The 21,536-nt window shown below is 63.3% G+C and carries 19 protein-coding genes and 1 tRNA gene; 1 reads left to right on the top strand and 19 read right to left on the bottom strand.

Annotated elements, in window-relative coordinates; genetic code table 11:
• Nucleotides 1–16: 16 nt before the first annotated feature.
• The 10 genes from epsI to CSQ93_RS16370 all read right to left on the bottom strand — a co-directional run bounded on the left by epsI (nucleotide 17) and on the right by CSQ93_RS16370 (nucleotide 11,651).
• Nucleotides 17–703 (bottom strand): exosortase-associated protein EpsI, B-type, encoded by a 687-nt coding sequence (gene epsI, locus CSQ93_RS16415; RefSeq protein ID WP_099378955.1) that lies wholly within the window; start codon nucleotides 701–703, stop codon nucleotides 17–19.
• Entirely contained in the window at nucleotides 700–1,587 is an 888-nt protein-coding gene (gene xrtB, locus CSQ93_RS16410; RefSeq protein WP_099378954.1) for an exosortase B, read from the bottom strand. Before xrtB ends, epsI begins: the two co-directional genes overlap by 4 nt.
• 20 nt (nucleotides 1,588–1,607) lie before the next feature.
• Nucleotides 1,608–2,486 (bottom strand): chain length determinant protein tyrosine kinase EpsG, encoded by an 879-nt coding sequence (gene epsG / locus CSQ93_RS16405; protein ID WP_035828798.1) that lies wholly within the window; start codon nucleotides 2,484–2,486, stop codon nucleotides 1,608–1,610.
• 13 nt (nucleotides 2,487–2,499) lie between these two features.
• A complete protein-coding gene (epsF, locus tag CSQ93_RS16400; RefSeq protein ID WP_099378953.1) occupies nucleotides 2,500–3,897 on the bottom strand; it encodes a chain length determinant protein EpsF in 1,398 nt (465 codons plus the stop codon).
• A gap of 41 nt (nucleotides 3,898–3,938) precedes the next feature.
• Nucleotides 3,939–4,727, bottom strand: a complete 789-nt coding sequence (gene epsE, locus CSQ93_RS16395) for a polysaccharide export protein EpsE (protein ID WP_099378952.1) — start codon at nucleotides 4,725–4,727, stop codon at nucleotides 3,939–3,941.
• A 56-nt stretch (nucleotides 4,728–4,783) separates the two neighbouring features.
• A complete protein-coding gene (locus CSQ93_RS16390) occupies nucleotides 4,784–5,722 on the bottom strand; it encodes an EpsD family peptidyl-prolyl cis-trans isomerase (RefSeq protein ID WP_233516211.1) in 939 nt (312 codons plus the stop codon).
• Between the two features lie 527 nt (nucleotides 5,723–6,249).
• Nucleotides 6,250–7,632: an undecaprenyl-phosphate glucose phosphotransferase gene (locus CSQ93_RS16385; RefSeq protein ID WP_099378951.1), complete on the bottom strand. Its 1,383-nt coding sequence runs from the start codon at nucleotides 7,630–7,632 to the stop codon at nucleotides 6,250–6,252.
• Between the two features lie 8 nt (nucleotides 7,633–7,640).
• Nucleotides 7,641–8,879 (bottom strand): XrtB/PEP-CTERM-associated polysaccharide biosynthesis outer membrane protein EpsL, encoded by a 1,239-nt coding sequence (gene epsL / locus CSQ93_RS16380; protein WP_099378950.1) that lies wholly within the window; start codon nucleotides 8,877–8,879, stop codon nucleotides 7,641–7,643.
• Between the two features lie 40 nt (nucleotides 8,880–8,919).
• Nucleotides 8,920–9,582 (bottom strand): CAAX prenyl protease-related protein, encoded by a 663-nt coding sequence (locus CSQ93_RS16375; RefSeq protein ID WP_233516210.1) that lies wholly within the window; start codon nucleotides 9,580–9,582, stop codon nucleotides 8,920–8,922.
• 176 nt (nucleotides 9,583–9,758) lie between these two features.
• Nucleotides 9,759–11,651, bottom strand: a complete 1,893-nt coding sequence (locus CSQ93_RS16370) for an ATP-binding cassette domain-containing protein (protein ID WP_099378948.1) — start codon at nucleotides 11,649–11,651, stop codon at nucleotides 9,759–9,761.
• Between the two features lie 220 nt (nucleotides 11,652–11,871).
• Here CSQ93_RS16370 and CSQ93_RS16365 point away from each other — a divergent pair.
• A tRNA-Arg gene (locus tag CSQ93_RS16365) sits at nucleotides 11,872–11,946 on the top strand.
• Between the two features lie 69 nt (nucleotides 11,947–12,015).
• Here CSQ93_RS16365 and CSQ93_RS16360 read toward each other — a convergent pair.
• The 9 genes from CSQ93_RS16360 to CSQ93_RS16320 form a co-directional block, all read right to left on the bottom strand.
• Nucleotides 12,016–12,756 carry a PEP_CTERM-anchored TLD domain-containing protein gene (locus CSQ93_RS16360; RefSeq protein ID WP_233516209.1) on the bottom strand — a complete coding sequence of 247 codons (741 nt, stop codon included), beginning with the start codon at nucleotides 12,754–12,756 and terminating at the stop codon, nucleotides 12,016–12,018.
• A 119-nt stretch (nucleotides 12,757–12,875) separates the two neighbouring features.
• Entirely contained in the window at nucleotides 12,876–13,268 is a 393-nt protein-coding gene (locus CSQ93_RS16355; RefSeq protein ID WP_099379021.1) for a RidA family protein, read from the bottom strand.
• A gap of 26 nt (nucleotides 13,269–13,294) precedes the next feature.
• Entirely contained in the window at nucleotides 13,295–14,446 is a 1,152-nt protein-coding gene (locus CSQ93_RS16350) for an acyl-CoA dehydrogenase family protein (RefSeq protein ID WP_099378947.1), read from the bottom strand.
• A gap of 1 nt (nucleotide 14,447) precedes the next feature.
• Nucleotides 14,448–15,302 carry an enoyl-CoA hydratase family protein gene (locus CSQ93_RS16345; RefSeq protein WP_099378946.1) on the bottom strand — a complete coding sequence of 285 codons (855 nt, stop codon included), beginning with the start codon at nucleotides 15,300–15,302 and terminating at the stop codon, nucleotides 14,448–14,450.
• Nucleotides 15,303–15,304: 2 nt separating this feature from the next.
• Entirely contained in the window at nucleotides 15,305–15,832 is a 528-nt protein-coding gene (locus CSQ93_RS16340) for a MarR family winged helix-turn-helix transcriptional regulator (RefSeq protein ID WP_233516208.1), read from the bottom strand.
• A gap of 13 nt (nucleotides 15,833–15,845) precedes the next feature.
• The gene (locus CSQ93_RS16335; protein ID WP_099378945.1) at nucleotides 15,846–16,646 is read right to left on the bottom strand and encodes an SDR family NAD(P)-dependent oxidoreductase; all 801 of its coding nucleotides are present in this window, start codon (nucleotides 16,644–16,646) and stop codon (nucleotides 15,846–15,848) included.
• 1 nt (nucleotide 16,647) lies between these two features.
• Complete coding sequence (locus CSQ93_RS16330) at nucleotides 16,648–19,035, bottom strand: bifunctional salicylyl-CoA 5-hydroxylase/oxidoreductase (protein WP_099378944.1); 2,388 nt, start codon at nucleotides 19,033–19,035, stop codon at nucleotides 16,648–16,650.
• Nucleotides 19,032–20,651: an AMP-binding protein gene (locus CSQ93_RS16325; protein ID WP_099378943.1), complete on the bottom strand. Its 1,620-nt coding sequence runs from the start codon at nucleotides 20,649–20,651 to the stop codon at nucleotides 19,032–19,034. Before CSQ93_RS16325 ends, CSQ93_RS16330 begins: the two co-directional genes overlap by 4 nt.
• Before the next feature lie 93 nt (nucleotides 20,652–20,744).
• Nucleotides 20,745–21,455: a response regulator gene (locus CSQ93_RS16320; protein ID WP_099378942.1), complete on the bottom strand. Its 711-nt coding sequence runs from the start codon at nucleotides 21,453–21,455 to the stop codon at nucleotides 20,745–20,747.
• Nucleotides 21,456–21,536: the final 81 nt, after the last annotated feature.

Raw genomic sequence — 21,536 nt, 5'->3', positions numbered from 1 at the left:
TCGTTCAAGCCATGCCTCATCCGGGCGGCGCGCCGATCAGGCGGCTACGCTGCGCCGGCGGCATGCTGGCCAGCAAGCCGTTGACGAAATCGGCCTGCAGGCGGTACGCGCGCGGCAAATCCGTATCGATGCTCGACACGCGGAACAGCATGGCGTCGGCGACGGTGCCCGTCAGGCCATAGCGCAATTGTTCCAGGCGCTGCTGCATGCCCACCTTGCTGATCTTGTCGCCGATGGTGATCCAGTATGTGATGGGCTCGCTGCGGTTGCCATTCACGGCCAACAAGCGCTTCACGGGCAGGCTGCCGTAGGCCGAAGCCAGCTCGCCATATTCGTCGCGTTCGACCTGGAAACCCTGCGCCGCGTAGCACACTTCCGGCTTGTGCACGCCCATGTTGTCGCTCTGGTCGCCGCCGTAGGCGATCGACAGCATCACCCGTTCGCCGTGCGCATTGATGTAGGTGCGCGACAGGGTCTGGTTGTAGATCTTGTTCAGGCGTTCCTGGGTTTCCGGATCCACCTGCAGCGGCACGATGGAACTGTCGACGCGCCAATCGCCGAAGGCTTGCGGTATCGCCGCTTCGAGCGAAAAACTCGGGCGCTGGTCGGCCATCTTCACGCCCGGCGCCACGCCGTGGCTGAGGATGGCCGCGCCCAGCAGCAAGGCGCCCAGCAGCATATTCATGCGCAGTGCCGCGTTCATGTCGACGCTCCCACGGTTGGCGCGCGGTCCGCCTGGCGCTTGCGCACGATCCACTGCAGCAAGCTGTCGACACTGAGGATCAGCAGCAGCGCGGAAATGAACAGCACCATGCCGGCGAAGCCATGCAGGAAGCCCTGCCCGGCCGCGTCGCCGAAGTAATACGTGATCAGGGTCAGCACGATCACGCGGATGACATTGGCCGTGAAGGAAATCGGCACGATCAGCAGGGCCAGCACGATGTTGCGGAACGGCGAAGTATGCCGCACCAGGTTCAGGTAAAACAGGCCCAGCGCTTCAAGCGTCAGCAAGGTCTGCAAGCCGGCGCAGGCGTCGGCCACCAGCAGCTGGTACTGGCCGATCTGCAGGATCACGCCATTGCGGGCGATCGGATAGCCGGCCAGGAAAAGCAGGTGTTCGGTCACATACGAAACCGCCATTTTCATCGGCATGGTCAGGGTCGTCACCAGCGGCAGCGGCAGCGGCACCATGAACAGCATGAAGAAGAAGGGAAACCACAGCACGCGCGCGGCAATCCAGCCGCGCTTGAGCAGCAGCAACGCCAGGCCGGTGCCGATCAGGGCGAGGATTTCCAGCGACAGGATGTGCTGCGAACGGCCCAGCACATACAGCAGCAGCGCGGCGGCCAGCAGCGGCCAGCCGGCGCGGGCCGGACGGGCGCCAGCGCTCTGCGCCAGCATCTCCGGCCATTTGCGGTAGATCAGCCACAGCGACAGGGCCAGGATGATGGGGCCGTGCGCCTGCTCTTCGGTCGACCAGATGCCACGGAACAGCCCGACCAGGCTGGGCGCGAGCATGGCAAGAAAGCCCAACGCCAGCGGCAGCCAGTCCGGCACGGCGGAGCGGCCGGCCTGTGCCGGCGGCATGGCGTGGCCAGGCGCAGCCATCAAAAGTCGACCATCACGGAACCGACCACCTGGGCGCCGCTATGCGTCATTTGCTCGGCCATGGCCGCCACTTCCGCCATCGGCGTCTTGTTCTTGCGCGCCACCAGCAGCACGCCGCCCGCACGCGCCGCCACGGCCAGCGCATCGGAACCGGTGGCATACGCCGGCACGTCGTACAGCACCACGTCGTAGCGGCTTTCCAGCTGCTTGTTGAGCGTGACAAAGGAGGTGCGGCTGAGCAATTCCTGCGGATTCGGCGGCAAGGTGCCGGCGGCCAGCACCGACAGCGCGACAAACGATTCCACCTTGGCGATGATATCGAGTTCGGCGCGGCCGGCCAGCACGTCGGACAGGCCCTGGCGCGTCTTCAGGTCGAAGATTTCCTGCTGGCGCGGCGCGCGCAGGTTGGCGTCGACCAGCAAGGTGTGCTCGCCCAGCTGGGAAAACACCACGGCCAGGTTGGCCGCGAACAGGCTGGCGCCGTCGCCCGGCTCCATGCCCAGCACCACCAGCGACTTGCTGCCGCGGGCGAACCAGCGCAGCATCAGCTGGCTGCGCACGGCGCGCAGGGTTTCCACCTGGTGGCTGAAAGGCTGGTAGGCGGCCACCAGTTCCTGCGGATACTTGCCGGCGCCTGGCTGCAGGTAGGGATAGTCGAACTGGCGCGCCAGCACCTGCTCGATATCGGCTTCCGTGATCAGGCCCAGGCGCAGGGCAGCTTCGCCGAAGCGGATGCCCAGTTCCTTTTGCATGCGCAGCACGCGTTCGGCGTTTTCCGGCGTGATCTTGCCCGATTCGAGCAACAGGCCGCCAATGCTGGAATCGGCGCCGCGCACCAGGGGTGCAGTGGTATTGAGGAGGTGTGGACTTGAAGTCATGATAGGTTCCATCTCAGTTCAGGCGCAAACGGCGCGGCAGCATGCCGCGCATGCGACGCTGTTTAGGTTTCCAGTCGACCACGCCGAACACGGGAATCTGCAGCACTTCGCTCAGATCCTGGTCGGAACGGATACGGCGGTCCAGCAATTCGGCCAGCAGCGCGATGCCGCAGCCCAGCATGAGGCCGAGGAAGATCGACAGCAGCACGTTGCGGGGAATCTTCGGGCTGTCCGGCTCGATCGGCGCCGTGGCCGGGTTGAGCATGGCGATATCGGACTGCTCCGCCTGGCCTTCGATGCGCGTCTGCGACAGGCGCTGCGAAGTCACGTCGAAGGCGCGCTGGGCGCTTTCCACATCCTTGCTCAGCACGCCCATTTCATCGCGCGTCCGGTTCAGTTCCAGCACCTTGGCTTTTTGCGCCGCCAGTGCGGCGCGGATCGCGCCTTCGCGCTGCTGCAGGATCTGTGCATTGTTGCCCACGCTTTGCGAGGTGGCGCGCGTCTGCTCGGCCAGGTCGCGGCGCAGCTTGTCCACTTCCGCCTTGGCGCTCTGGTATTGCGGGTGATTGCGGTCCAGGCGCTGGCCCAGTTCGGCCAATTTACCCTCGGCATTGCCCAGGCCCAGCTTCAGGCTCTGGATCAGCGGATTCGACGCCACGTCCGGCGATTCGGACAGGTTGCCGCCCTGCGCCATGCGCTGGCGCGAATTGGCTTCCATGGCCTGACCCTGCGCCAGCACCAGTTGCGCCGACAGGTCGTTCAAGCGGTTCGATTCCACGTCCAGGCGGTTGTCGACGCTGACGATGCCGTTATCCTGCTGGTATTTCGACAAACGGCTTTGCGCGCGCTCGACGTTATCGCGCAGCAATTTGGTCTGGTCATCGAAGTAAGTCGTCGCCTTGCGCATCGGATCGACCTTCAGCTGGATGCTGACCTTTTGGTACTGTTCCGCAAAGGCGTTCGAGACGGCCGCGACGAATTGCGGGTCGGCGCCCTTGAAGCTGACATCGACCACGCTGCTTTCGCGCGACGGCATCACTTCGAGTTTCTTCAGCAGCAAGTCGGCCAGCCAGTCGCGCACCGTGCCCTTGCCTTGTGCCGCGTCATTGAACTGGGCGATCACGGCAGGGCTGCGCGCCAGTTCCAGCTGGTCGACGACGCGCAAGGCCACGTTCTTGCTGCCGATAATATCGACCTGGGTCGCCATGTAGCCAGGCAGCAACTGCCCCGGCATGGTCATGCCCGTCAAGGGATCGACGCCCTTGTAGTTCAGCAGCAGGGTGCTGGTGGCCTTGTAGGTCTTCGGCAGCACCAGGCTGACGCCCAGCGCCAGCGCCACGGTGATCATCAAGGTCAGCAGCACAATCTTCTTGCGCGCCCGAAGGATCAGCAATAGTTGGGTGAGGTTCATTTGGAAACTTTCAATACAAAAAGGTAGGGAGCCAGTTGCTCTTAGAACAGGCTTTCCTGGACATACACGACATCGTCGACGCGCAGCAGGTCGTCATGCTTGACCGGCAGCACTTCCATCTCGCCGGCCGCATTGCGGCGCTTGACGCGCACGCCGCGTTCGGTGCCGCGCAAGGTCAGGCCACCGCCCACGGACAGGGCTTGCAGCACGGTCATGTTGCGTTCCAGGCGGAAGGCGCCCGGACGCTGGACTTCGCCGTAGATGTAGAAGCGCGGCGCGCGTTCCACGTAGATGATGTCGTTGCCGCCCACTTCCATGTCGCCCTTCAGGTCGCCGTTGCGCACGATGTCGAGGATATCGGCCACGTCGCGCGTGGCAGTGCCGCTGCGCTTGCGGATCACGGTGATCTGGTCGGCGCCGTCAGGACTGACGCCGCCGGCCATGGCCAGCATGTCCATCACGCTGCGCTTGCCTTCCACCGGGTAACGGCCCGGGCGGTTCACCTGGCCCAGCACGGATGCCTGCTGGCTTTGCAGACTGGTGACGATGATGTTGACTTGCGCCTTGCGCAGGAAGCCGCCGCTCTCGAGCAGGCCGCCCAGTTTCTTTTCCGCTGCCGACGTGGACAGGCCGCCGACGGCCACCGCGCCCACCAGCGGGAAGGTGATTTCCCCCGCTTCGCTGACGCGCGTCTCCAGGCCCAGATCCGGGTTGCCGTAGACGGAAATTTTCAGCACATCACCAGCCCCAAGGGGGACATCGGCTGCACCGGCCATGCCTGCGGCGAGGGCCAGAAAGGCCGCCATCATCCAGTTTGCGAGTCGTTTCATGATTGCAGATTCCCGTTGGTAGATTGCTGATGTTTAACTACTTGTCGATAAGTCACTTATTTCAATCCCGCTACGCCGCGCTCATTGGCTTCATGCGCGCTGTTCACCGGCGCCGCTGCCGCAGGTGCCGCTGCCGATGCGCTGGCCGAGGCCGCCGCATCCTTGTTGAAATACTCGATCTTGGCGCTGGCGCGCAAACGCTTCAGTTCCGCTTCGGCCGCATCCTTGTTCTTCTTGTTGGCCAGGAACTGTTCGATTTGCGGCGCGGCCGCGTCCAGGCCCACCGGAGTGTCCTTGATATCGGCCAGCGCGATGAGCAGGCTGCGCTCGCCTTCGCGCACGATGAACAGCTGGCCCTTCGGCATCGATTGCAGTTTGCTGCTTAGTTCGGGCGCCAGGTCGGCGCTGGTGCGCGACACCTGTGTGCGGCCGAACGCGATCTTGTGCTCGTCGAGCCATTGCGCCACGTCTTCCAGCGACTTGGCGCGGTCCATGACGGCTTTGAGCTCATCGTTCAGCGCCGCCGTCGGGATGACCAGCTCGCGCAAATCGAATTGCTTGCGCTGGCTGAAGAACAGGGGATTTTTCGCGAAGTACTCTTCCACTTCGGTCTTGCTCGGGCGGGTGGCCGCGCCGATGCGCTTTTGCATGTATGCCTGGGCAACGATCAGCGCCTTGGCGCGCTCGATGGCTTGCATGACTTTCGGATCGCGGTCGACCTTTTCCTTGGCCGCTTCGTTCTGCAGCAACTGGCGATCGATCAGCGACTCGAGCAACTGCTTGCTGGCCGCGGCCTGCTGCGGCGCCTGCACGCCGGCGCGTTGCAACTCTTCATTCAACTGCAGGACGGTGATTTCTTCGCCGTTCACGCTGGCCAGCGCCTGGCCAGCCTTTTTTTCCTTGTTGCCGCAGGCGGACAGGCCAGCAGCGGCCAGCAGGACCAGGGCGGCGCACAACAAACGTGGCGCGGGGCGGGAGTGAATAAAATGATTCAAGCGTGCTCCTTCGGATGACAGGTATGACGGGTGGAAAATCCGGCGCAGTATAACGGCCCATGGCCAGGCTGCACCGCACAGACGCCCCGAAAAAAATAGTTATTCGTCAAATAATTAACAATATTGTAAACATAATACACATAATGCATGACGACAAGCAAAATATTTGCTTAAAAATCTACTAATGAGATATAAAAACAACTATTTCCACAGTCTACTTGATTGCAAAAAATTATGTATTGCGTGGCTCAGACTGACTTTAATAATGATAGTTGGCGCGTGCCGTCCCTGACGGCTGCCCGTCCGGGTGACGCACGACCGGCAGGGGCAAGGCCGGATACTGCACACATCGTGAACCCTTTCCAAGAGGAAAGTAATGGCGCATGGCCGGCACGACTCGTGGCAAGGTGAGCGCGGAGTGGTCGCGTAATGCGCTGGTGCTCTATAGATGCTCCATTTTAACGCGTATTGACTCCGTGCAAAGTATATTCAAACGCTATTTTTTCCTGCTGGCAGCATACTGATGCTCAATGGGCGTTCTCGCGCGCCAGCACCACTTTGACCGTGCGCGCGATAATCCACAGATCCAGCCACAGCGACCAGTTGCGCAGGTAATCGAGGTCGAAATGAATGCGCGCCTCCATCTTGTCGAGCGTTTCCGTCTCACCCCGCAAACCGTTGACCTGGGCCCAGCCCGTAATGCCGGGCTTGACCTTGTGGCGCAACATGTAACCCTTGATCAGCTTACGGTACTGCTCGTTGTGCACGACGGCATGCGGGCGCGGCCCGACGATGCTCATGCGGCCCTGCAAGACGTTGAGAAATTGTGGCAACTCATCGAGCGAGCTGCGGCGCAGGAAAGCGCCGACACGCGTCACGCGCTGGTCGTTCTTGGTGGCCTGCACCACCGTGTCGCCATCTTCGCCCACCGTCATGGAACGGAACTTGTAGACGACGATCTCTTCGCCATACAGGCCATAGCGGCGCTGGCGGAAAATCACGGGGCCTTTCGAGGTGGTCTTGACGGCGATGGCGATGACCAGCATCACCGGCAGCAGCATGACCTGGATTACCAGCCCCAGCACGATATCGCTGCCCCGCTTGACCATGCTGTTAAAGCCCGTGAACGGCGATTCGCGGATGGCGATGACGGGCATGCCGCCCACGTTGTCGAAACGCGCCTGCATCAGGTCGAAGATATAAATATCGGGCAAGAAATATACGGAAGCCGTCGTATCTTCGAGCTCATCGAGCATCTTGCGGATGCGCGGCTGGGCCGAAATCGGCTGGCTGATGAAGATCATCTTGATATTGTGTTCGCGCACGTAGGTGGCGATGTCATCCATGCGTCCCAGCATGGGTTCGCGCATCTTTTCCGGCCAGCGGTCGTCCGTGCGGTCATCGAAAAAGCCATGCACCTGCATGAAGAGGTTGGCATTGCGCTCGACGGTGGCGGCAAACTTCAGGCTGGCGTCGTTGGCGCCGATGATGACCACCGAGCGCACTTCGCTGTCGCCGTCCGGGCGCAGGCTGAACCTGCGCCCGGCCAGGTGCCCGGCCAGCAGCACGAAGGGCGTGAGGACAAACCAGGCCAGCACCACTTCGGTATCGAAATGATAGGCCAGGCCCGTGGCCGAACCCAGGAAGATGAGGATCAGCGCGACGATGGTCCAGCCGACGAGGATATCGCGCGCATAGGCCAGCATGCGGCCGCTGCGCCAGGTACGGTAGGGGTCGACATGCTGGAACACCGTCGACGAAATGAAGACGGCCAGTATCATCAGCACCAGCGTATAGCCAGTGAATGTCGAACCCGACAAAACCGTCATCAGGTACAGCAAGCCCATGATGATGATCGGGTCGAGGACGCGCTGGAAAAACGAAATCAGGGGTATATCATTGACAGTCATGTTGATCTTTAAAACTGTACGCTGCCATTGAAGGAAATGCCCTTGGCCCGGTAGCTGCCGCTATCGATGATGGCGACGCCTTCACGCCGCTCCTGGAACACGCGCACGCCCAGCTGGATTTTCCGGTGCGGCGCGTACGTCGCGCCCAGCGAGGCCGTGCGCGTGGTGTCGCGCCCGTCGCCCGGCAGCACCAGGCCGCTGACGGCCTCGAAATCGCGCCGTTCCTGGCGCAGCTGCGCATCGACGCGCACCTTCGACGTGGCCGTCCACGTCGCGCCCAGGCTGGCGCCCGTGTTCAGGCTGCTTGTCACCAGCGAATTGTCGACGGAACCGAATTCGCGCCAGACGATGCCCGTGAAATTGACCTTACCCAGAGGCTTCCAGTACACGCTCAACCGGCCATTCGTGCCGCTGGTGTCGCGCCCGGACAGCAAGTTGTTGCGATGGCGTACCCAGCCACCGAGGAACTCCACCTGCGTGATGTCGCTGTAATCCCAGAAGACATTGGCCTTGATCTCGTCCTGGCGATAGCCGTTGCCGTACACATTGGCATCGAACGCGCCGCGGTTCGGATACTTGCCATTCAAGTGGCGCAACTGCAGGCCGACGCGGCTATTGCTGCGTGCCAGGTAGTCGACACCAAATTCCGTCGCGTCTTCCGTCCAGTTGGAAAACGATTGCGAGGGCAAGTCATACGAGTAGCGGTCGCGCGACAGGCCGCCGCGCACGCGCCAGCTGGGGTGGAAGCGCCAGGCGCCATTCACGTACTCGCGGCGCTGCGTGCGCAAATTGCGCACCGTGCTCTGGAAGTCGCTGAACGGCGTCAGGGTCTGCGAATAACTGGCGCCCACATGGCCTTCCAGGTGATTGGCGATGTGCCACTCCAGATCGGCCAGGTAATCCTTGCCATCGTAGTCGAACTGGCTGAAGCGGTTGAAGCTCACCTTCGACCACTTGGCCTGGCCCGTCAGTATCTGGCGGCCGATGGGACGGTTGAACAGGAAGCCCGCCTGCAGCATCCGCGACGTATCCGAGCGGGGGCCGGAAAAGCCCGGCACGTCGTCCGGCAAGCGCATCAGGTTGTCGTCGTACGAATACGCAGTGGCAACGAAAGGCTTGATGGTGTCGCTGATGTCGGCCACGGCGGCGCCGCTGGCCAGGGTACCTAAGAGTAACAGCGCAACCGGCAAACGTGGGCTGGCCGTGAAGGCGGCGGCAACGGCTTTTTTACGCAAGGAATTCAACATGGATTTTGTCTTTGAAAGATCACACAGTTGATAGGCAATACTACCAGTAAATCCAGTGCCCACCAGAAATAATCCAGAGCCCCAACACGCCGTTCGTCACGCCGTGCGCGAGGATGGGCGACCACAGGGACTGGCTACGCATGTACAACACACTATAGGCGGCACCGGCCACAATGCCGGCCAGCCATAAATTATGCTCAAAGCCAAACAGCAACACGCTGATGGCGAAGGCCTTGGCGCTGGCCAGGCGCGGATCGGCCCGCAAAAAATCCGGCTTGTCGATCCAGCGCAGCAGGAAGGAGCGCCAGAACAGCTCCTCCATCACGGGCACCACCAGCGCCGCGCCAGCGATGCGCAGCACCACCAGGCTCCACTCGATGCGGCCATCGGTGCGGGGATCGAAGCCGTCCGGGTTGCCGATGCGCATCCAGCTGGCGTCGAGATTGATCCACAGCAAAAAAACAACAATACCGCTGGCCAGCGCTCCGAGAATGGCACGCGCGCCCAACGGCGTCCACAGCAATTCCGTATAACTGCGGCGCCAGTACAACAACAAGCCCAGCACGACGCCGATCTTGACTGCATACAGCCAGCGCATATCCTGCGCGGCAACGCCCAGGCGGCCGAGCATGTCGGCAATAAAAATGAAGGAGAGATAGGCCAGGAATGGCGCTACCCGGGGCAAGGCGGCGCGGTCAAACATGCTGCTGCGCATCGGAGGTGAAGCCACGCGCCGGACGCGGTGGTCCGGAGCGCATGTTTTTCATGACAAACATGCATCCCCCGATGTAATAAATATAATTATATAATTATATCAAGCAGAACCGTTGCCGTGGCAAATAATCCTGACTTAATTACAACAGGGTATGCAAAAAAGCATCAGCTATTGGCGCGCGCCTCGATCTGCTCCCACTTTTCCAGCGCTTCCAGCAGTTCGCCTTCGATCTCGGCCACGCGCGCATTCAGGCGTTTGCCTTCGGCTGGCGTCTTCTTGTAGAAGTCCGGATGCGACAACTCGGCGGCCAACACCGATTGCTCGTCTTCCAGCTTGGCGATCAGTTTCGGCAACTCATCGAGTTCGCGCTGTTCCTTGTAGCTGAGCTTTTTCTGCTTGGCGGCCGGTGCGGCAGCCTCGACCTTGACGGCCGGCTTGCTGGCTGGCGCCGTGGCGATCGGCAAGGTGCGCACGCGCTCCCAGTCCGTGTAACCGCCGACGAATTCGCGCCACTTGCCCTCGCCTTCGGCGACGATCACTTGCGTGACCACGTTGTCGAGGAAGGTGCGGTCATGGCTGACGAGGAAGACGGTGCCCGTGTATTCTTCCAGCAACTCTTCCAGCAATTCCAGCGTATCGATATCCAAGTCATTGGTCGGCTCATCGAGCACCAGCACGTTGGCCGGCTTGGCGAACAAGCGCGCCAGCAGCAAACGGTTGCGCTCGCCACCGGACAGCGACTTGACGGGCGAACGGGCGCGTTCCGGCGCGAACAGGAAGTCGTTCAAATATGTCATCACGTGGCGGCGCTGGCCATTGATCTCGACCCAGTCACTGCCTGGCGCGATGGTTTCCATCAGGTTCGCTTCTTCATTCAACTGCGTGCGCATCTGGTCGAAATACGCCACTTGCAGCTTGGTACCCAGGCGGATGCTGCCCGTGTCCGACTCTTCCTGGCCCAGGATCATCTTCAGCAGGGTAGTCTTGCCGGCGCCGTTGGCGCCGATCAGGCCGACCTTGTCACCGCGCAAGATGGTGGCGCTGAAATCCTTGACGATGACCTTGTCGCCATAAATCTTGGAAACGTTTTCCAGGTCCGCCACGATCTTGCCCGAGCGTTCGCCGGCCGAGACGTCCAGCTTGACTTGTCCCTGCTGGTCGCGGCGCGCATTGCGCGTCAGACGCAGCGCTTCCAGACGGCGCACGCGGCCTTCGTCACGCACGCGGCGGGCCTTGACGCCCTTGCGTATCCACACTTCTTCCTGCGCCAGGAACTTGTCGAACTTGGCGTTTTCCACTTCCTCGATTTCCAGTTGCTCCGCCTTGCGGGTCTGATAAGCCGTGAAGTTGCCTGGATACGACAGCAAGCGGCCGCGGTCGAGTTCGATGATGCGCGTGGCAACGTTATCGAGGAAGGAGCGGTCATGGGTAATGAACAGCACGCTGCCCTTGAAGTCGCGCAACAAGCCTTCCAGCCACAGGATGGAGCTGAAGTCCAGATGGTTGGTCGGCTCATCGAGCAGCAGCACGTCGGGCGCCGACACCAGCGCGCGCGCCAGCGCCACGCGCTTCTGCATCCCGCCGGACAGGGTTTTCATCAGCATGTCGCCCGTCAGGTTCAAACGGTCGAGCACGGTTTCCACCTTGTTCGGCAAGCTCCACGCATCGGCCGCATCGAGTTTGACCTGGATGTCGTGCATGCGTTCCATCAGTTCGTCGTCATTGCCCTGGCCAAACTGGCCCGTCAGCGCATCGTATTCCTTCAGCCACGCCTGCGATTCGCCCATGCCGGAAGCGACGGCATCGAACACGGACATGTCCGGGTCGAATTGCGGTTCCTGCTCCACATACGCGATCTTGATGCCTTGCTGCATCACCAACAAGCCGTCATCGAGCTTGAACTTGCCCGAAATAACCTTCAACAGCGACGATTTACCCGTGCCGTTGCGGCCGATCAAGCCGACCCGCTCCGTGGTTTCCAGTGAAAATTCCGCGTGATCGAGCAGCGCGACGTGACCGAACGCAAGTTGCGCCGATGAAAGAGAAATGACAGCCATAATGAGTAAGAGTGCTCGGGCGCCGTCTCGCGCACACCGCGTGGTGTGCAAAACAGCCGCCGATTAGATGAATGAAGCACGCATTGTACCGATACTCGCGCAAGCATAGGCATATCTTGCAAACTGTCGGCTATAATTGCGCTCGATTCGCGACACATGGGACGTCTTGCACGCCCCGTGCCGCCGGATCCGGCATGGCAGCTTGCCACGCCTGAGCGTCCTCCCCGTAGCACAATGGATAGTGCACATGCCTCCTAAGCGTGGGATACTGGTTCGATTCCAGTCGGGGGGACCAATCACCTGCCACCGCGCCCTGCCGTACCCAAGCAATTCATCATCGAAACAAATTAACGAAGATCAATCCTCAAGCACGGGCGGCCCTGCGGCGCCAGCCTGCCAGCGACACGAGTCCCAGCAGCATCAGCGCATAGCTTGCCGGTTCCGGCACGGCGCTGACGCTAAATACTTGCATGGCGCCAAACGTGACATTCGGATAAGAGCCGTACGGCGCGCCATCGAGCAAGCTTGCGCCAAAGATGCCATTGACCGGATCGATGTACGAGTAACGCGAAGAAATACCATTGGTGCTCAGATCCGCCGACATGCCCAGGTCGGCGCCGATGCCGAACGTGGGGCCGGCGTTGATGTCATTGAAGGTTTGATACGATCCCACCGTGTCCAGCGCATAGGTTTTCGGCGTTTGCCGGAAATACTGGCCCGACGTCAGGTTGAAGATGAAGGCTGTGCGGTCGCGGTCTTCCGGCGTCATGTTGTAGTTGCCCGACGAATTCCAGCTTTGCGGGTTGTAGCCGCCCACCAGCCAGGTCTGGCCGGCGGCGTTGCTCGCCTGCATCACGGAAAACGTGCGTCCCTTGCCGTCGGCGGCCAGGTGGAAGTCGCGCGAGGTGTCGCCCGCCGACTTCGTGTAGATGGCCGTCAGCGCCAGCGGCCCTTCGCCCAGCCAGGCGGACAGCTGCGCTTCCTGCGCGCCGTTGAGCAAGGATTGCGCCGAGGCGGCAGGAACGCTACCGATGCACAGCAAGGCACCGGCGAGCAAGGTGACGGGCTGCACCGCCTTGATTTTCAGCATGATTTGTTGTTGCATCGCTCCCCCTGTGTGATTACCGCGAATTTTCGGCATATCAATATAGCACAAGGAAATGCATTAATTGCATTAATTTATTTCAATTGAAATGCACTTAATACAACAGTTTACTGCAGCCATCATGGCGGCAGCACGGCCGTCACCTCGATTTCCACCTTGGCGCGATCCTCGATCAGGCCGGCTACCTGCACGGCCGTCATGGCAGGAAAATGCTTGCCGATCAGCTCGCGGTACGCCACGCCGATTTGCGGATACGCCGCCACATATTCCTTCTTGTCGAGCACATACCAGTTCATGCGCACGATGTGCTCGGGCAAGGCGCCCGCCTCGGCCAGCACGGCGACGATATTCTGCAAGGCCTGGCGCACCTGTCCCGCAAAATCATCCGTATGGAACTGGCCCTGCGCATCCCAGCCTATCATGCCGCTGACATACACCGTGCGTCCGCTGGCGGCGATACCATTCGCATAGCCGCGCGGCCTGGCCCATCCCGGTGGTTGTAAAACTTGCATATTGCTTTCCTCGTTGTTGATGCGGGTCATGCGTCCGCCGCCTCGCGCAGCAATTCGCGCGCGATGATCAATTGCTGTACTTCGCTGGCGCCTTCATAGATGCGCAAGGCGCGGATTTCGCGGTACAGGCGCTCGACCGGATGGTCGCTGACCACGCCCATGCCGCCGAACAGCTGCACGGCCGCGTCGATTACCTGCTGCGCCGTTTCCGTCGCCGTCAGCTTGGCCATGGCCGCTTCCTTCGTCACCTTGCGGCCCTGGTCGCGCTGCCAGGCGGCGCGGTAGGTGAGCAGCGCGGCCGCGTCGATACCGGTGGCCATCTGCGCCAATTTTGCCTGCGTCAGCTGGAAGTCCGCCAGGGTCTGGCCAAACATCTGGCGCTTTGTCGCGTGGCGCAGCGCTTCATCGAAGGCGCGCCGCGCAAAACCCAGGGCGGCGGCGGCCACCGACGTGCGGAACACGTCGAGGGTCGCCATGGCCACCTTGAAGCCCTGCCCCGCCTCGCCCAGGCGCTGCGACACGGGCACGCGGCAATTGGCAAAGCGCAGGCGCGCCAGCGGATGCGGCGCGATCACGGCGATGCGCTCGGCGACTTCCAGCCCGGGATTGTCGGCGTCGACGATGAAGGCGCTGATGCCGCGCGCGCCGGGCGCCTCGCCCGTGCGGGCGAACACCACGTAAAAGTCGGCGATGCCGCCATTCGAGATCCACGTCTTTTCGCCATCGAGCACATACTCGTCGCCGTCGCGCCGCGCCGCGCACGCCATGGCAGCCACGTCGGACCCGGCCTGCGGCTCGGACAGGGCAAAGGCGGCGATGCGCTTGCCGCTGGCCACGTCCGGCAAATAGCGCGCCTTGTTCTCCAAGCTGCCGAACAGGCCGATGGCGCCGGAACCGAGTCCCTGCATGGCGAAGGCGAAATCGGCCAGGCCGTTGTGGCGCGCCAGGGTTTCGCGCATCAGGCAAATGGCGCGCGTGTCGATCTTGCCATCGGTGCCCGTGGCGTATGTCAGCCAGCCGCCCTGCCCCAGTTGCGCCACCAGCGCGCGGCAAGCCGCATCGACGTCGGCACCATGCGCGTCGTCCAGGTGCTGCGTCGCCCAGGCATCGAGCTCGCGTTCAAGTTCGGCATGATGCCTTTCGAAAAACGGCCAGTCCAGATAGCTCATGTCACGCATGTCAGTTACCCTCGAATTGTGGTTTTTCCTTCGCCACGAAGGCGTGATAGGCGCGGTGGAAATCGTTGGTGGCCATGCAAATGGCCTGCGCCTGCGCTTCCGCCTCGATGGCTTCGTCGACGCCCATGTTCCACTCCTGCTGCAGCATTTTTTTCGTCATGCCGTGCGCGAAGGTAGGGCCGCTGGCCAGGCCGGCCGCGAGCAGCTGCGCCGCCTCGGCCAGCTCCCCGGGTTCGACCAGGCGGTTGAGCCAGCCCCAGCGCTCGGCCTCGGCTCCCGCCAGGGAGCGCCCCGTGTACAGCAGTTCGGCGGCGCGGCCCTGGCCGATCACGCGCGGCAGCAAGGCGCAGGCACCCATGTCGCAGCCGGCCAGTCCCACGCGGGTAAACAAAAAGGCCGTCTTGCTGCGCGCCGTGCCGAGGCGGATATCGGAGGCCAGCGCCAGCATGGCGCCAGCGCCAGCGCAAATGCCGTCGATGGCGGCGATGATGGGCTGCGGGCAGGCGCGCATGGCTTTCACCACGTCGCCCGTCATGCGGGTAAACGCCAGCAAGCCTGGCATGTCGAGTTTTGTCAGCGGGCCGATGATGTCGTGCACATCGCCGCCCGAGCAGAAATTGTCACCGCTGCCCGTGATGATGACGGCCTTGACGTCGTCCGCATGCGCCAGCGCGCGAAACAGCTCGCGCAATTCCGCATACGAGTCAAAAGTGAGCGGATTCTTGCGCTCGGGCCGGTGCAAGGTCAATGTGGCGACGCCTGCGTCGACGGAAAACAGAAAATGCCGCGCGGCGTAGCCGGCCAGGCTGGCGCGGTTGCCTGGCAGGTCTTGCGGCTGGCCGGGTAAATGGCGCATGGTCAGTCCTTTGGGGGGGTGTTATTCAACTGCTGCTTCATGTGCGACAGCAGGTCGATCAATCGGGTTTTGTCGTCGGGCGTCACGCCGTGCAGCAATTCCGCGATCCAGCCTTCGTGCACGCGCGCCATCTCGTCGAACGCGCGCCGGCCCGCCGGCGTCAGCTTGACGCTGTACGAGCGGCGGTCCTTCGGATCGACCACGCGCGCCACCAGTTTTTCCTGCTCCAGCTGGTCGGTGATGCCCGTGATATTGCCACCCGTAACCATCATGCGCTTGGACAGTTCGCCCATGCGCAAGCCTTCGGGAAAGCGTTCAAGCTGCGCCATCAAATCGAAGCGGGGCAAGGTGATGCCGAAGGTGGCGCGCAGGCGCGTGCGCACCTCGTTTTCAATCTTCACCGTGCATGACAGCATGCGCAGCCACAATTTCAGCGACTGGTGGTGGTCCTGCGTCAGCCTGCTGGCCAGGTCCAGCACGGGTTCGTCCTGTACGGATTCGTCCTGCATGTTATCGGGTTCTTTATCCATGGTCTTCATTCCGTTACATGACTTCGCCGCCGGCGACGGCGATCGATTGTCCATTCATGGCGGCCGACGCGGGCAGGCAGAGCCAGGCCACCGCATCGGCCACTTCGCGCGGCTGCACCAGCCGCTGCTGCGGATTGCTGGCCGCCAGTTCCGCGCGCGCCGCGTCTTCGCCGCGTCCCGTCTTGCGCACGATGTTTTGCACGGCCTGCGCCACCATGTCCGTTTCCGTGTAGCCGGGGCAGACGGCGTTGACGGTGACGCCGCGCGGCGCCACTTCCAGCGCCAGCGCGCGCGTCAGGCCGATCACGCCATGCTTGGCGGCGACATAGGCGCTGACATAGCGATAACCCTTCAGGCCCGCCGTCGACGCCACGTTGACGATGCGCCCCCAACCCGCTTCCAGCATGCCCGGCATGACTGCCTGGCAGCAGTGGAACACGCCCGTCAGGTTCACGGCCAGCATCTGCTGCCAGATGGCGGCATCCGTCTTGCCGAACGGCGCCGCATGCGCCTGGCCCGCGTTATTGATCAAAATATCGATGCGGCCGAAATGCGCGGCCGCCTGCGCAAACCCCGCTTGCACGGACGCTTCCACGGCCACGTCGAGCACGCAGATGGCGACCCGGCCCGCATGGCCCGCCTCTTCCAGCTGCATGCGCGCGCGCGCCAGCCGCGCGCCATCGCGTCCGGCCAGGGTGACCCGCGCGCCCGCATCGAGCAAGGCGCCCGCGCACGCGAAGCCGATGCCGCTGCCGGCGCCCGTCACCAGCGCGTGTTTATCGGCCAATGCGCCGTCCAGTTGTTCCTTGCTCATGTCATCCTTCCAGCAGCCGCGCGGCCACCTGTTGCGGGCTGAGGCCCGTATTGGCGGCGGCCAGTTGCCGCTCGCGCTGCAGATTGCGTTCCAGCTGCTGCTGGCCCGGACGGTACTGTTTCGGCCACGCTGCGCCTGTCCCTGCGCCTGCGCCGCTGTAGCCGATGCGCGCCATTTCCGTCAGGGTCCAGGCCGGGTTGGCCAGGTGCGGCCGGCCCACGGCGCACAGGTCGGCGCGCCCGGCGGCGATGATGCTGTTGGCGTGGTCGGCCTCGAAGATCGAGCCGACAGCCATGCTGGCGATGCCCGCCTCGTTGCGCACGCGGTCGGCAAACGGCGCCTGGAACATGCGTCCGTACACGGGCTGTTCGAGTTTGCTCACCTGGCCCGAGGAGCAGTCGATCAAATCGGCGCCCGCCTGCTTGAACAGGCGCGCGATGACGACAGCGTCCTCGGGCGTGATGCCGCCTTCCACCCAGTCGTGGGCCGAGATGCGCACGCTCATCGGTTTATCCTGCGGCCAGGCGGCGCGCATGGCGCGAAATACGCGCAGCGGATAACGGCAGCGGTTTTCCAGGCTGCCGCCATAGTCGTCCGTGCGGCGGTTGGTCAGCGGCGAGATAAAACTCGACAGCAGGTAGCCATGCGCGCAATGCAGTTCCAGCCAGTCGAAACCGGCGACGGCGGCGGCCAGGGTGGCGCGCACAAAGTCCTGTTCGATGCGCGCCAGGTCGCTTTCCGTGGCCGCGCGTGCCGTTTGCGACACACCGGCCAGATACTGTTGTTCCGAGGCTGAGATCAGCGGCCAGTTACCGTCCGTCAAAGGCAGGTCGATGCCATCCCACATGGGGCGCGTCGAGCCTTTCGCCCCCGCGTGGCCCAGCTGCAGGGCGATCTTCGCATCGCTGTTCGCATGCACGAAATCGACGATGCGGCGCCACGCCTGCGTGTGCGCTTCGCTGTACATGCCGGGACAGGCGGGCGTGATGCGCGCATCGGCCGATACGCACGTCATCTCGGCAAACACGAGCCCCGCGCCGCCCATGGCGCGCGCGCCCAGGTGCATCAAATGGTAGTCGCCCGCCACGCCATCGACGGCGCTGTACTGCGCCATCGGCGAGACGGCGATGCGGTTTTTCAGCAGCACGCCGCGCAGGCGGAAGGGCGTGAGCATGGGTGGCAAAGCCTCGTCCCGTATCGCCACGCCAGCCTGTTCGCCCGCGCGCCGCGCCAGCCATTGTTCGTAGCCAGCCACATACGCGGGGTCGCGTAGGCGCAGGTTTTCATGCGAAATGCGCTGGCTGCGCGTGAGCATGGAATAGGCGAACTGCGGCGCCTCCATGGCGCTGTAGCGCTCGACGTTTTCAAACCATTCCATGGAATTGCGCGCCGCGCTCTGGATTTTCAGCACTTCGATGGCGCGCAGCTGCTGGTAGGCGGCCAGTGCGGCAGCCGTCCCGGCATGCTGGCCGAAGCAGCGCGCCAGCTCGATCGCGTCTTCCAGCGCCAGCTTGGTGCCCGAGCCAATGGAATAATGCGCCGTGTGGGCCGCGTCGCCCATCAGCACGACGGGCACGCCATCCTGCCGATGCACCCATTGCCGGCAAACGATGCGGGGGAAGGTGATCCACTGGGCCGAGCCGCGCAAGTGCGGCGAATTGCTCAGTAAACCGTGGCCATCGAGTTCCTCGGCGAACAGCGCTTCGCAAAAGGCGATGCTCTCTTCCTGGCTCATGGCATCCAAACCCGCCGCGCGCCACACGTGTTCCGGCGTTTCGACGATGAAGGTCGAGGTTTCGCCGTCATACTGGTAGATATGCGCCTGGAACCAGCCGTGCGGCGTCTGGCGGAAGGCAAACGTGAACGCCTCGAATTTCTTGCGCGTGCCGAGCCAGACGAAACGGCAATGCCGCTGGTCGATCTCGGGCTGGTAGCTGGCCGCATAGCGCGTGCGGATGCGGCTGTTCAAGCCGTCGCTGGCGATCACCAGGTCGGCGCCATACTGGCGCGCGATGGCCTGGTCGTCCTGCACTTCCGTCTCGAAGACAAGTTCCACGCCAAGTTCCTCGCAACGCGCCTGCAGGATGTTGAGCAGGCGCTTGCGGCCGATGCCGCAAAAGCCATGGCCGCCCGAGCGCACGGTCGCGCCCTTGAAGTGGATCTCGATATCGTCCCAGTGGTTGAACGCCTGCAGGATGGCGCGCGCCGTCGGCTCGTCCGCATTGGCCAGGTTGCCCAAGGTCTGGTCGGAAAACACGACGCCCCAGCCAAACGTGTCGTACGGGCGGTTGCGCTCGATGACGGTGATGCAGTGATGCGGGTTCTGCTTTTTCATGAGCAGGCTGAAATACAGGCCGGCGGGACCGCCGCCGATGCAGACAATATTCATGGGGTGTCCGTGCGAAGTTTGAAGCGCTGCAGCTTGCCCGTTTCCGTGCGCGGCAGGGATGGCAGGAAACGGATGGCGCGCGGGTATTTATAGGGAGCGATCTGCTGGCGCACGAAGTCCTGCAGTTCGGCCGCCAGCGCATCGCTGGCCTGGCAGCCCTCCTTGAGCACCACGTGCGCTTCGACAATCTGGCCACGCTCGGCATCGGCGCGCCCGACCACGCCGCATTCGGCGACGGCCGGGTGGCGCAGCAGCGCCTCTTCCACTTCCGGGCCGGCGATGTTGTAGCCGGCCGAGACGATCATGTCGTCGCTGCGCGAGCGGTAATAGAAATAGCCGTCGGCATCCATCTCGAAAGTGTCGCCCGTCAGGTTCCAGCCGTTCTGCACATACTCGCGCTGGCGCGGGTCGGACAGGTAGCGGCAACCGGTAGGGCCTTTCACGGCCAGGCGGCCCGTCACGCCGGGCGGCTGCGGCACGCCGGCATCGTCGACGATGCATGCCTGGTAGCCTGGGATGGCCTTGCCGATGGCGCCGCGGCGGATGCCCTCGCCCGTGGCGGAAATGAAAATGTGCAGCATCTCGGTGGCGCCGATGCCATCCGTCATGGCCAGGCCCGTCGCCGCCTGCCAGGCGTCGCGCGTGGCCAGCGGCAGCGCCTCGCCGGCCGACACGCACAAGCGCAGGCTGCGCAGGTCGTGCTGCGCGGCCAGCGGCGCCATCTGGCGGTAAAAGGTGGGCGCCGTGAAGCAGATGGTGGCCTGATAGGCGCCGATGGCGCGCAGCAGGCCCTCGGGCGTGAGTTTTTCCAGCAGCACGGCGCAAGCGCCAAAGCGCAGGGGAAACAGCAGCAAGCCGCCGAGGCCAAAGGTGAACGCCAGCGGCGGCGTGCCGATGAAGATATCGTCGGCACATACCTGCAGCATGGAGCGGGGAAAGCAATCGCAGATGGCCAGCAAGTCGCGGTGCATGTGCATGGTGCCTTTGGGGACGCCCGTCGTGCCCGAGGTAAAACTGATCAGGCAGACGTCGTCGGCCGCCGTATCGCACGCGGCAAACGGTGCAGCGTGGGCCGCCATGCGCTGCTCCAGTTCCGCGTCATCGGCGCCAAAGCACAGCATGACCGGCAAGCCGGGCACGCCATCGAGCTCCGCGCGCAAGCCTTGCGCGCACAACACGGCATTGACTTCCGCCTTGATGATAATCGTGGACAGTTCGCGCGCGCGCAGCAGCGGCATGGTGGGCACGGCGATGCAGCCGGCCTTCAGCACGGCCAGCAGGCAGGCAGCCATCATGGGGGTATTTGCGCCGCGCAGCAGCACGCGGTTGCCGGGGATCAGGCGCAGGTCGACCCGCAGCACGTGGGCGATGCGGTCGACCAGCTGCGCCAGCTGCACGTAAGTCCAGCGCTGGCCATCGGCGAGGATGGCGGTGCGCCCGCCACCGCCACTGGCCACGGCCCCGTCGAGCAGCGCGGCGACGCAATTGAGGCGCGGCGGATACTGCAGCTCGGGCAAGTCAAGGCACAACTGCGGCCAGAGTGCGCGCGGCGGCAAGTGCGCGCGCGCAAAGTCGTCCTGGGGAGATGCGGTGGTAGGCGAAGGGTCGCTGCTCATGCTCATCCTGGCTGATAGCGGGCGCACGCACAAGGCCCGGAAGCAGATACTTTAAACCTAAAGTATTTTTCCAGCAAGCGGAAAACAGCAGATTCAGTCGGCGCCGTCATCCTGGCGCAGCAAGCGCGCCTGCTGCCCCACGCTGCGCGCCAGCGCGGCCAGGGCCGTTTGCATCTGGTCGCCATCGAGCACTGCGGCCTGCAACAGGGCCATCATGCCAGCTTCCGCCCCATGCAAACCCAGGGTGCGGCAACCGAGGTGCAGCCGTTCGAGTTGCTGGCGCGCCTGGGCCGGTTCGCCGCGCGCCAGCAAGGCGTCGACCTGTTCGCTCGCGGCGTCGATCTGTCCCTGGAAGCCCGTCAGATACGCCAGCAGGCGGTCGCTGTCGATGCCCAGCCGCTGCAAGGTGTCGCGCGGCGCCTCGGCCGGCAAGGCCGAGACGTCGAAGCAGGCGTCGATATGCTGGCGCACCTGCTCCGGCTGGAAAGGCTTGACGATGTAGCCGGCGGCGCCGGCCTGCACGGCGTCGCGCACCGTGTCCTGGTCATTGGCCGACGACACGAGCACCAGCGGCATGGCGTCGAGCGCGCTGTCGGAGCGGATTTTCTGCAGCAGTTCCATGCCGGACAGGCGCGGCATGCGCAAATCGCAGAAGCACAGCGACGGGCGCAAGCCGCCTTCGAGCTGTTCCCACGCCGCCGCGCCATCCTCCGCTTCCACGATATCGTGCACGCCGCAGCTGTCGATCAGATGCATCAATACCATGCGCGACACGACATCATCGTCAACCACCAGTACTTTCATTGCTTTCTCCATTGGCGGCAGCGTCAAGGTGCCTGGCCGTATTCTACCCAGTTTCGCCGCGCGTTCGATGGCCGGCATTGC

It is taken from the genome of Janthinobacterium sp. BJB426 (assembly GCF_002735705.1).
In the GTDB taxonomy this organism is placed as follows: domain Bacteria; phylum Pseudomonadota; class Gammaproteobacteria; order Burkholderiales; family Burkholderiaceae_D; genus Janthinobacterium.
Note: the sequence above shows the minus strand (reverse complement) of the source record. Positions and strands in the feature narration are given on the sequence as shown.

Excerpts from the sequence above, each read along its gene's own strand:
- epsI (WP_099378955.1), bottom strand. The coding sequence starts at position 703 with ATGAACGCGGCACTGCGCATGAATATGCTGCTGGGCGCCTTGCTGCTG.
- xrtB (WP_099378954.1), bottom strand. The coding sequence starts at position 1,587 with ATGCCGCCGGCACAGGCCGGCCGCTCCGCCGTGCCGGACTGGCTGCCG.
- epsG (WP_035828798.1), bottom strand. The coding sequence starts at position 2,486 with ATGACTTCAAGTCCACACCTCCTCAATACCACTGCACCCCTGGTGCGC.
- epsF (WP_099378953.1), bottom strand. The coding sequence starts at position 3,897 with ATGAACCTCACCCAACTATTGCTGATCCTTCGGGCGCGCAAGAAGATT.
- epsE (WP_099378952.1), bottom strand. The coding sequence starts at position 4,727 with ATGAAACGACTCGCAAACTGGATGATGGCGGCCTTTCTGGCCCTCGCC.
- CSQ93_RS16385 (WP_099378951.1), bottom strand. The coding sequence starts at position 7,632 with ATGACTGTCAATGATATACCCCTGATTTCGTTTTTCCAGCGCGTCCTC.
- epsL (WP_099378950.1), bottom strand. The coding sequence starts at position 8,879 with ATGTTGAATTCCTTGCGTAAAAAAGCCGTTGCCGCCGCCTTCACGGCC.
- CSQ93_RS16375 (WP_233516210.1), bottom strand. The coding sequence starts at position 9,582 with ATGTTTGACCGCGCCGCCTTGCCCCGGGTAGCGCCATTCCTGGCCTAT.
- CSQ93_RS16370 (WP_099378948.1), bottom strand. The coding sequence starts at position 11,651 with ATGGCTGTCATTTCTCTTTCATCGGCGCAACTTGCGTTCGGTCACGTC.
- CSQ93_RS16360 (WP_233516209.1), bottom strand. The coding sequence starts at position 12,756 with ATGCAACAACAAATCATGCTGAAAATCAAGGCGGTGCAGCCCGTCACC.
- CSQ93_RS16355 (WP_099379021.1), bottom strand. The coding sequence starts at position 13,268 with ATGCAAGTTTTACAACCACCGGGATGGGCCAGGCCGCGCGGCTATGCG.
- CSQ93_RS16350 (WP_099378947.1), bottom strand. The coding sequence starts at position 14,446 with ATGCGTGACATGAGCTATCTGGACTGGCCGTTTTTCGAAAGGCATCAT.
- CSQ93_RS16345 (WP_099378946.1), bottom strand. The coding sequence starts at position 15,302 with ATGCGCCATTTACCCGGCCAGCCGCAAGACCTGCCAGGCAACCGCGCC.
- CSQ93_RS16340 (WP_233516208.1), bottom strand. The coding sequence starts at position 15,832 with ATGGATAAAGAACCCGATAACATGCAGGACGAATCCGTACAGGACGAA.
- CSQ93_RS16335 (WP_099378945.1), bottom strand. The coding sequence starts at position 16,646 with ATGAGCAAGGAACAACTGGACGGCGCATTGGCCGATAAACACGCGCTG.
- CSQ93_RS16330 (WP_099378944.1), bottom strand. The coding sequence starts at position 19,035 with ATGAATATTGTCTGCATCGGCGGCGGTCCCGCCGGCCTGTATTTCAGC.
- CSQ93_RS16325 (WP_099378943.1), bottom strand. The coding sequence starts at position 20,651 with ATGAGCAGCGACCCTTCGCCTACCACCGCATCTCCCCAGGACGACTTT.
- CSQ93_RS16320 (WP_099378942.1), bottom strand. The coding sequence starts at position 21,455 with ATGAAAGTACTGGTGGTTGACGATGATGTCGTGTCGCGCATGGTATTG.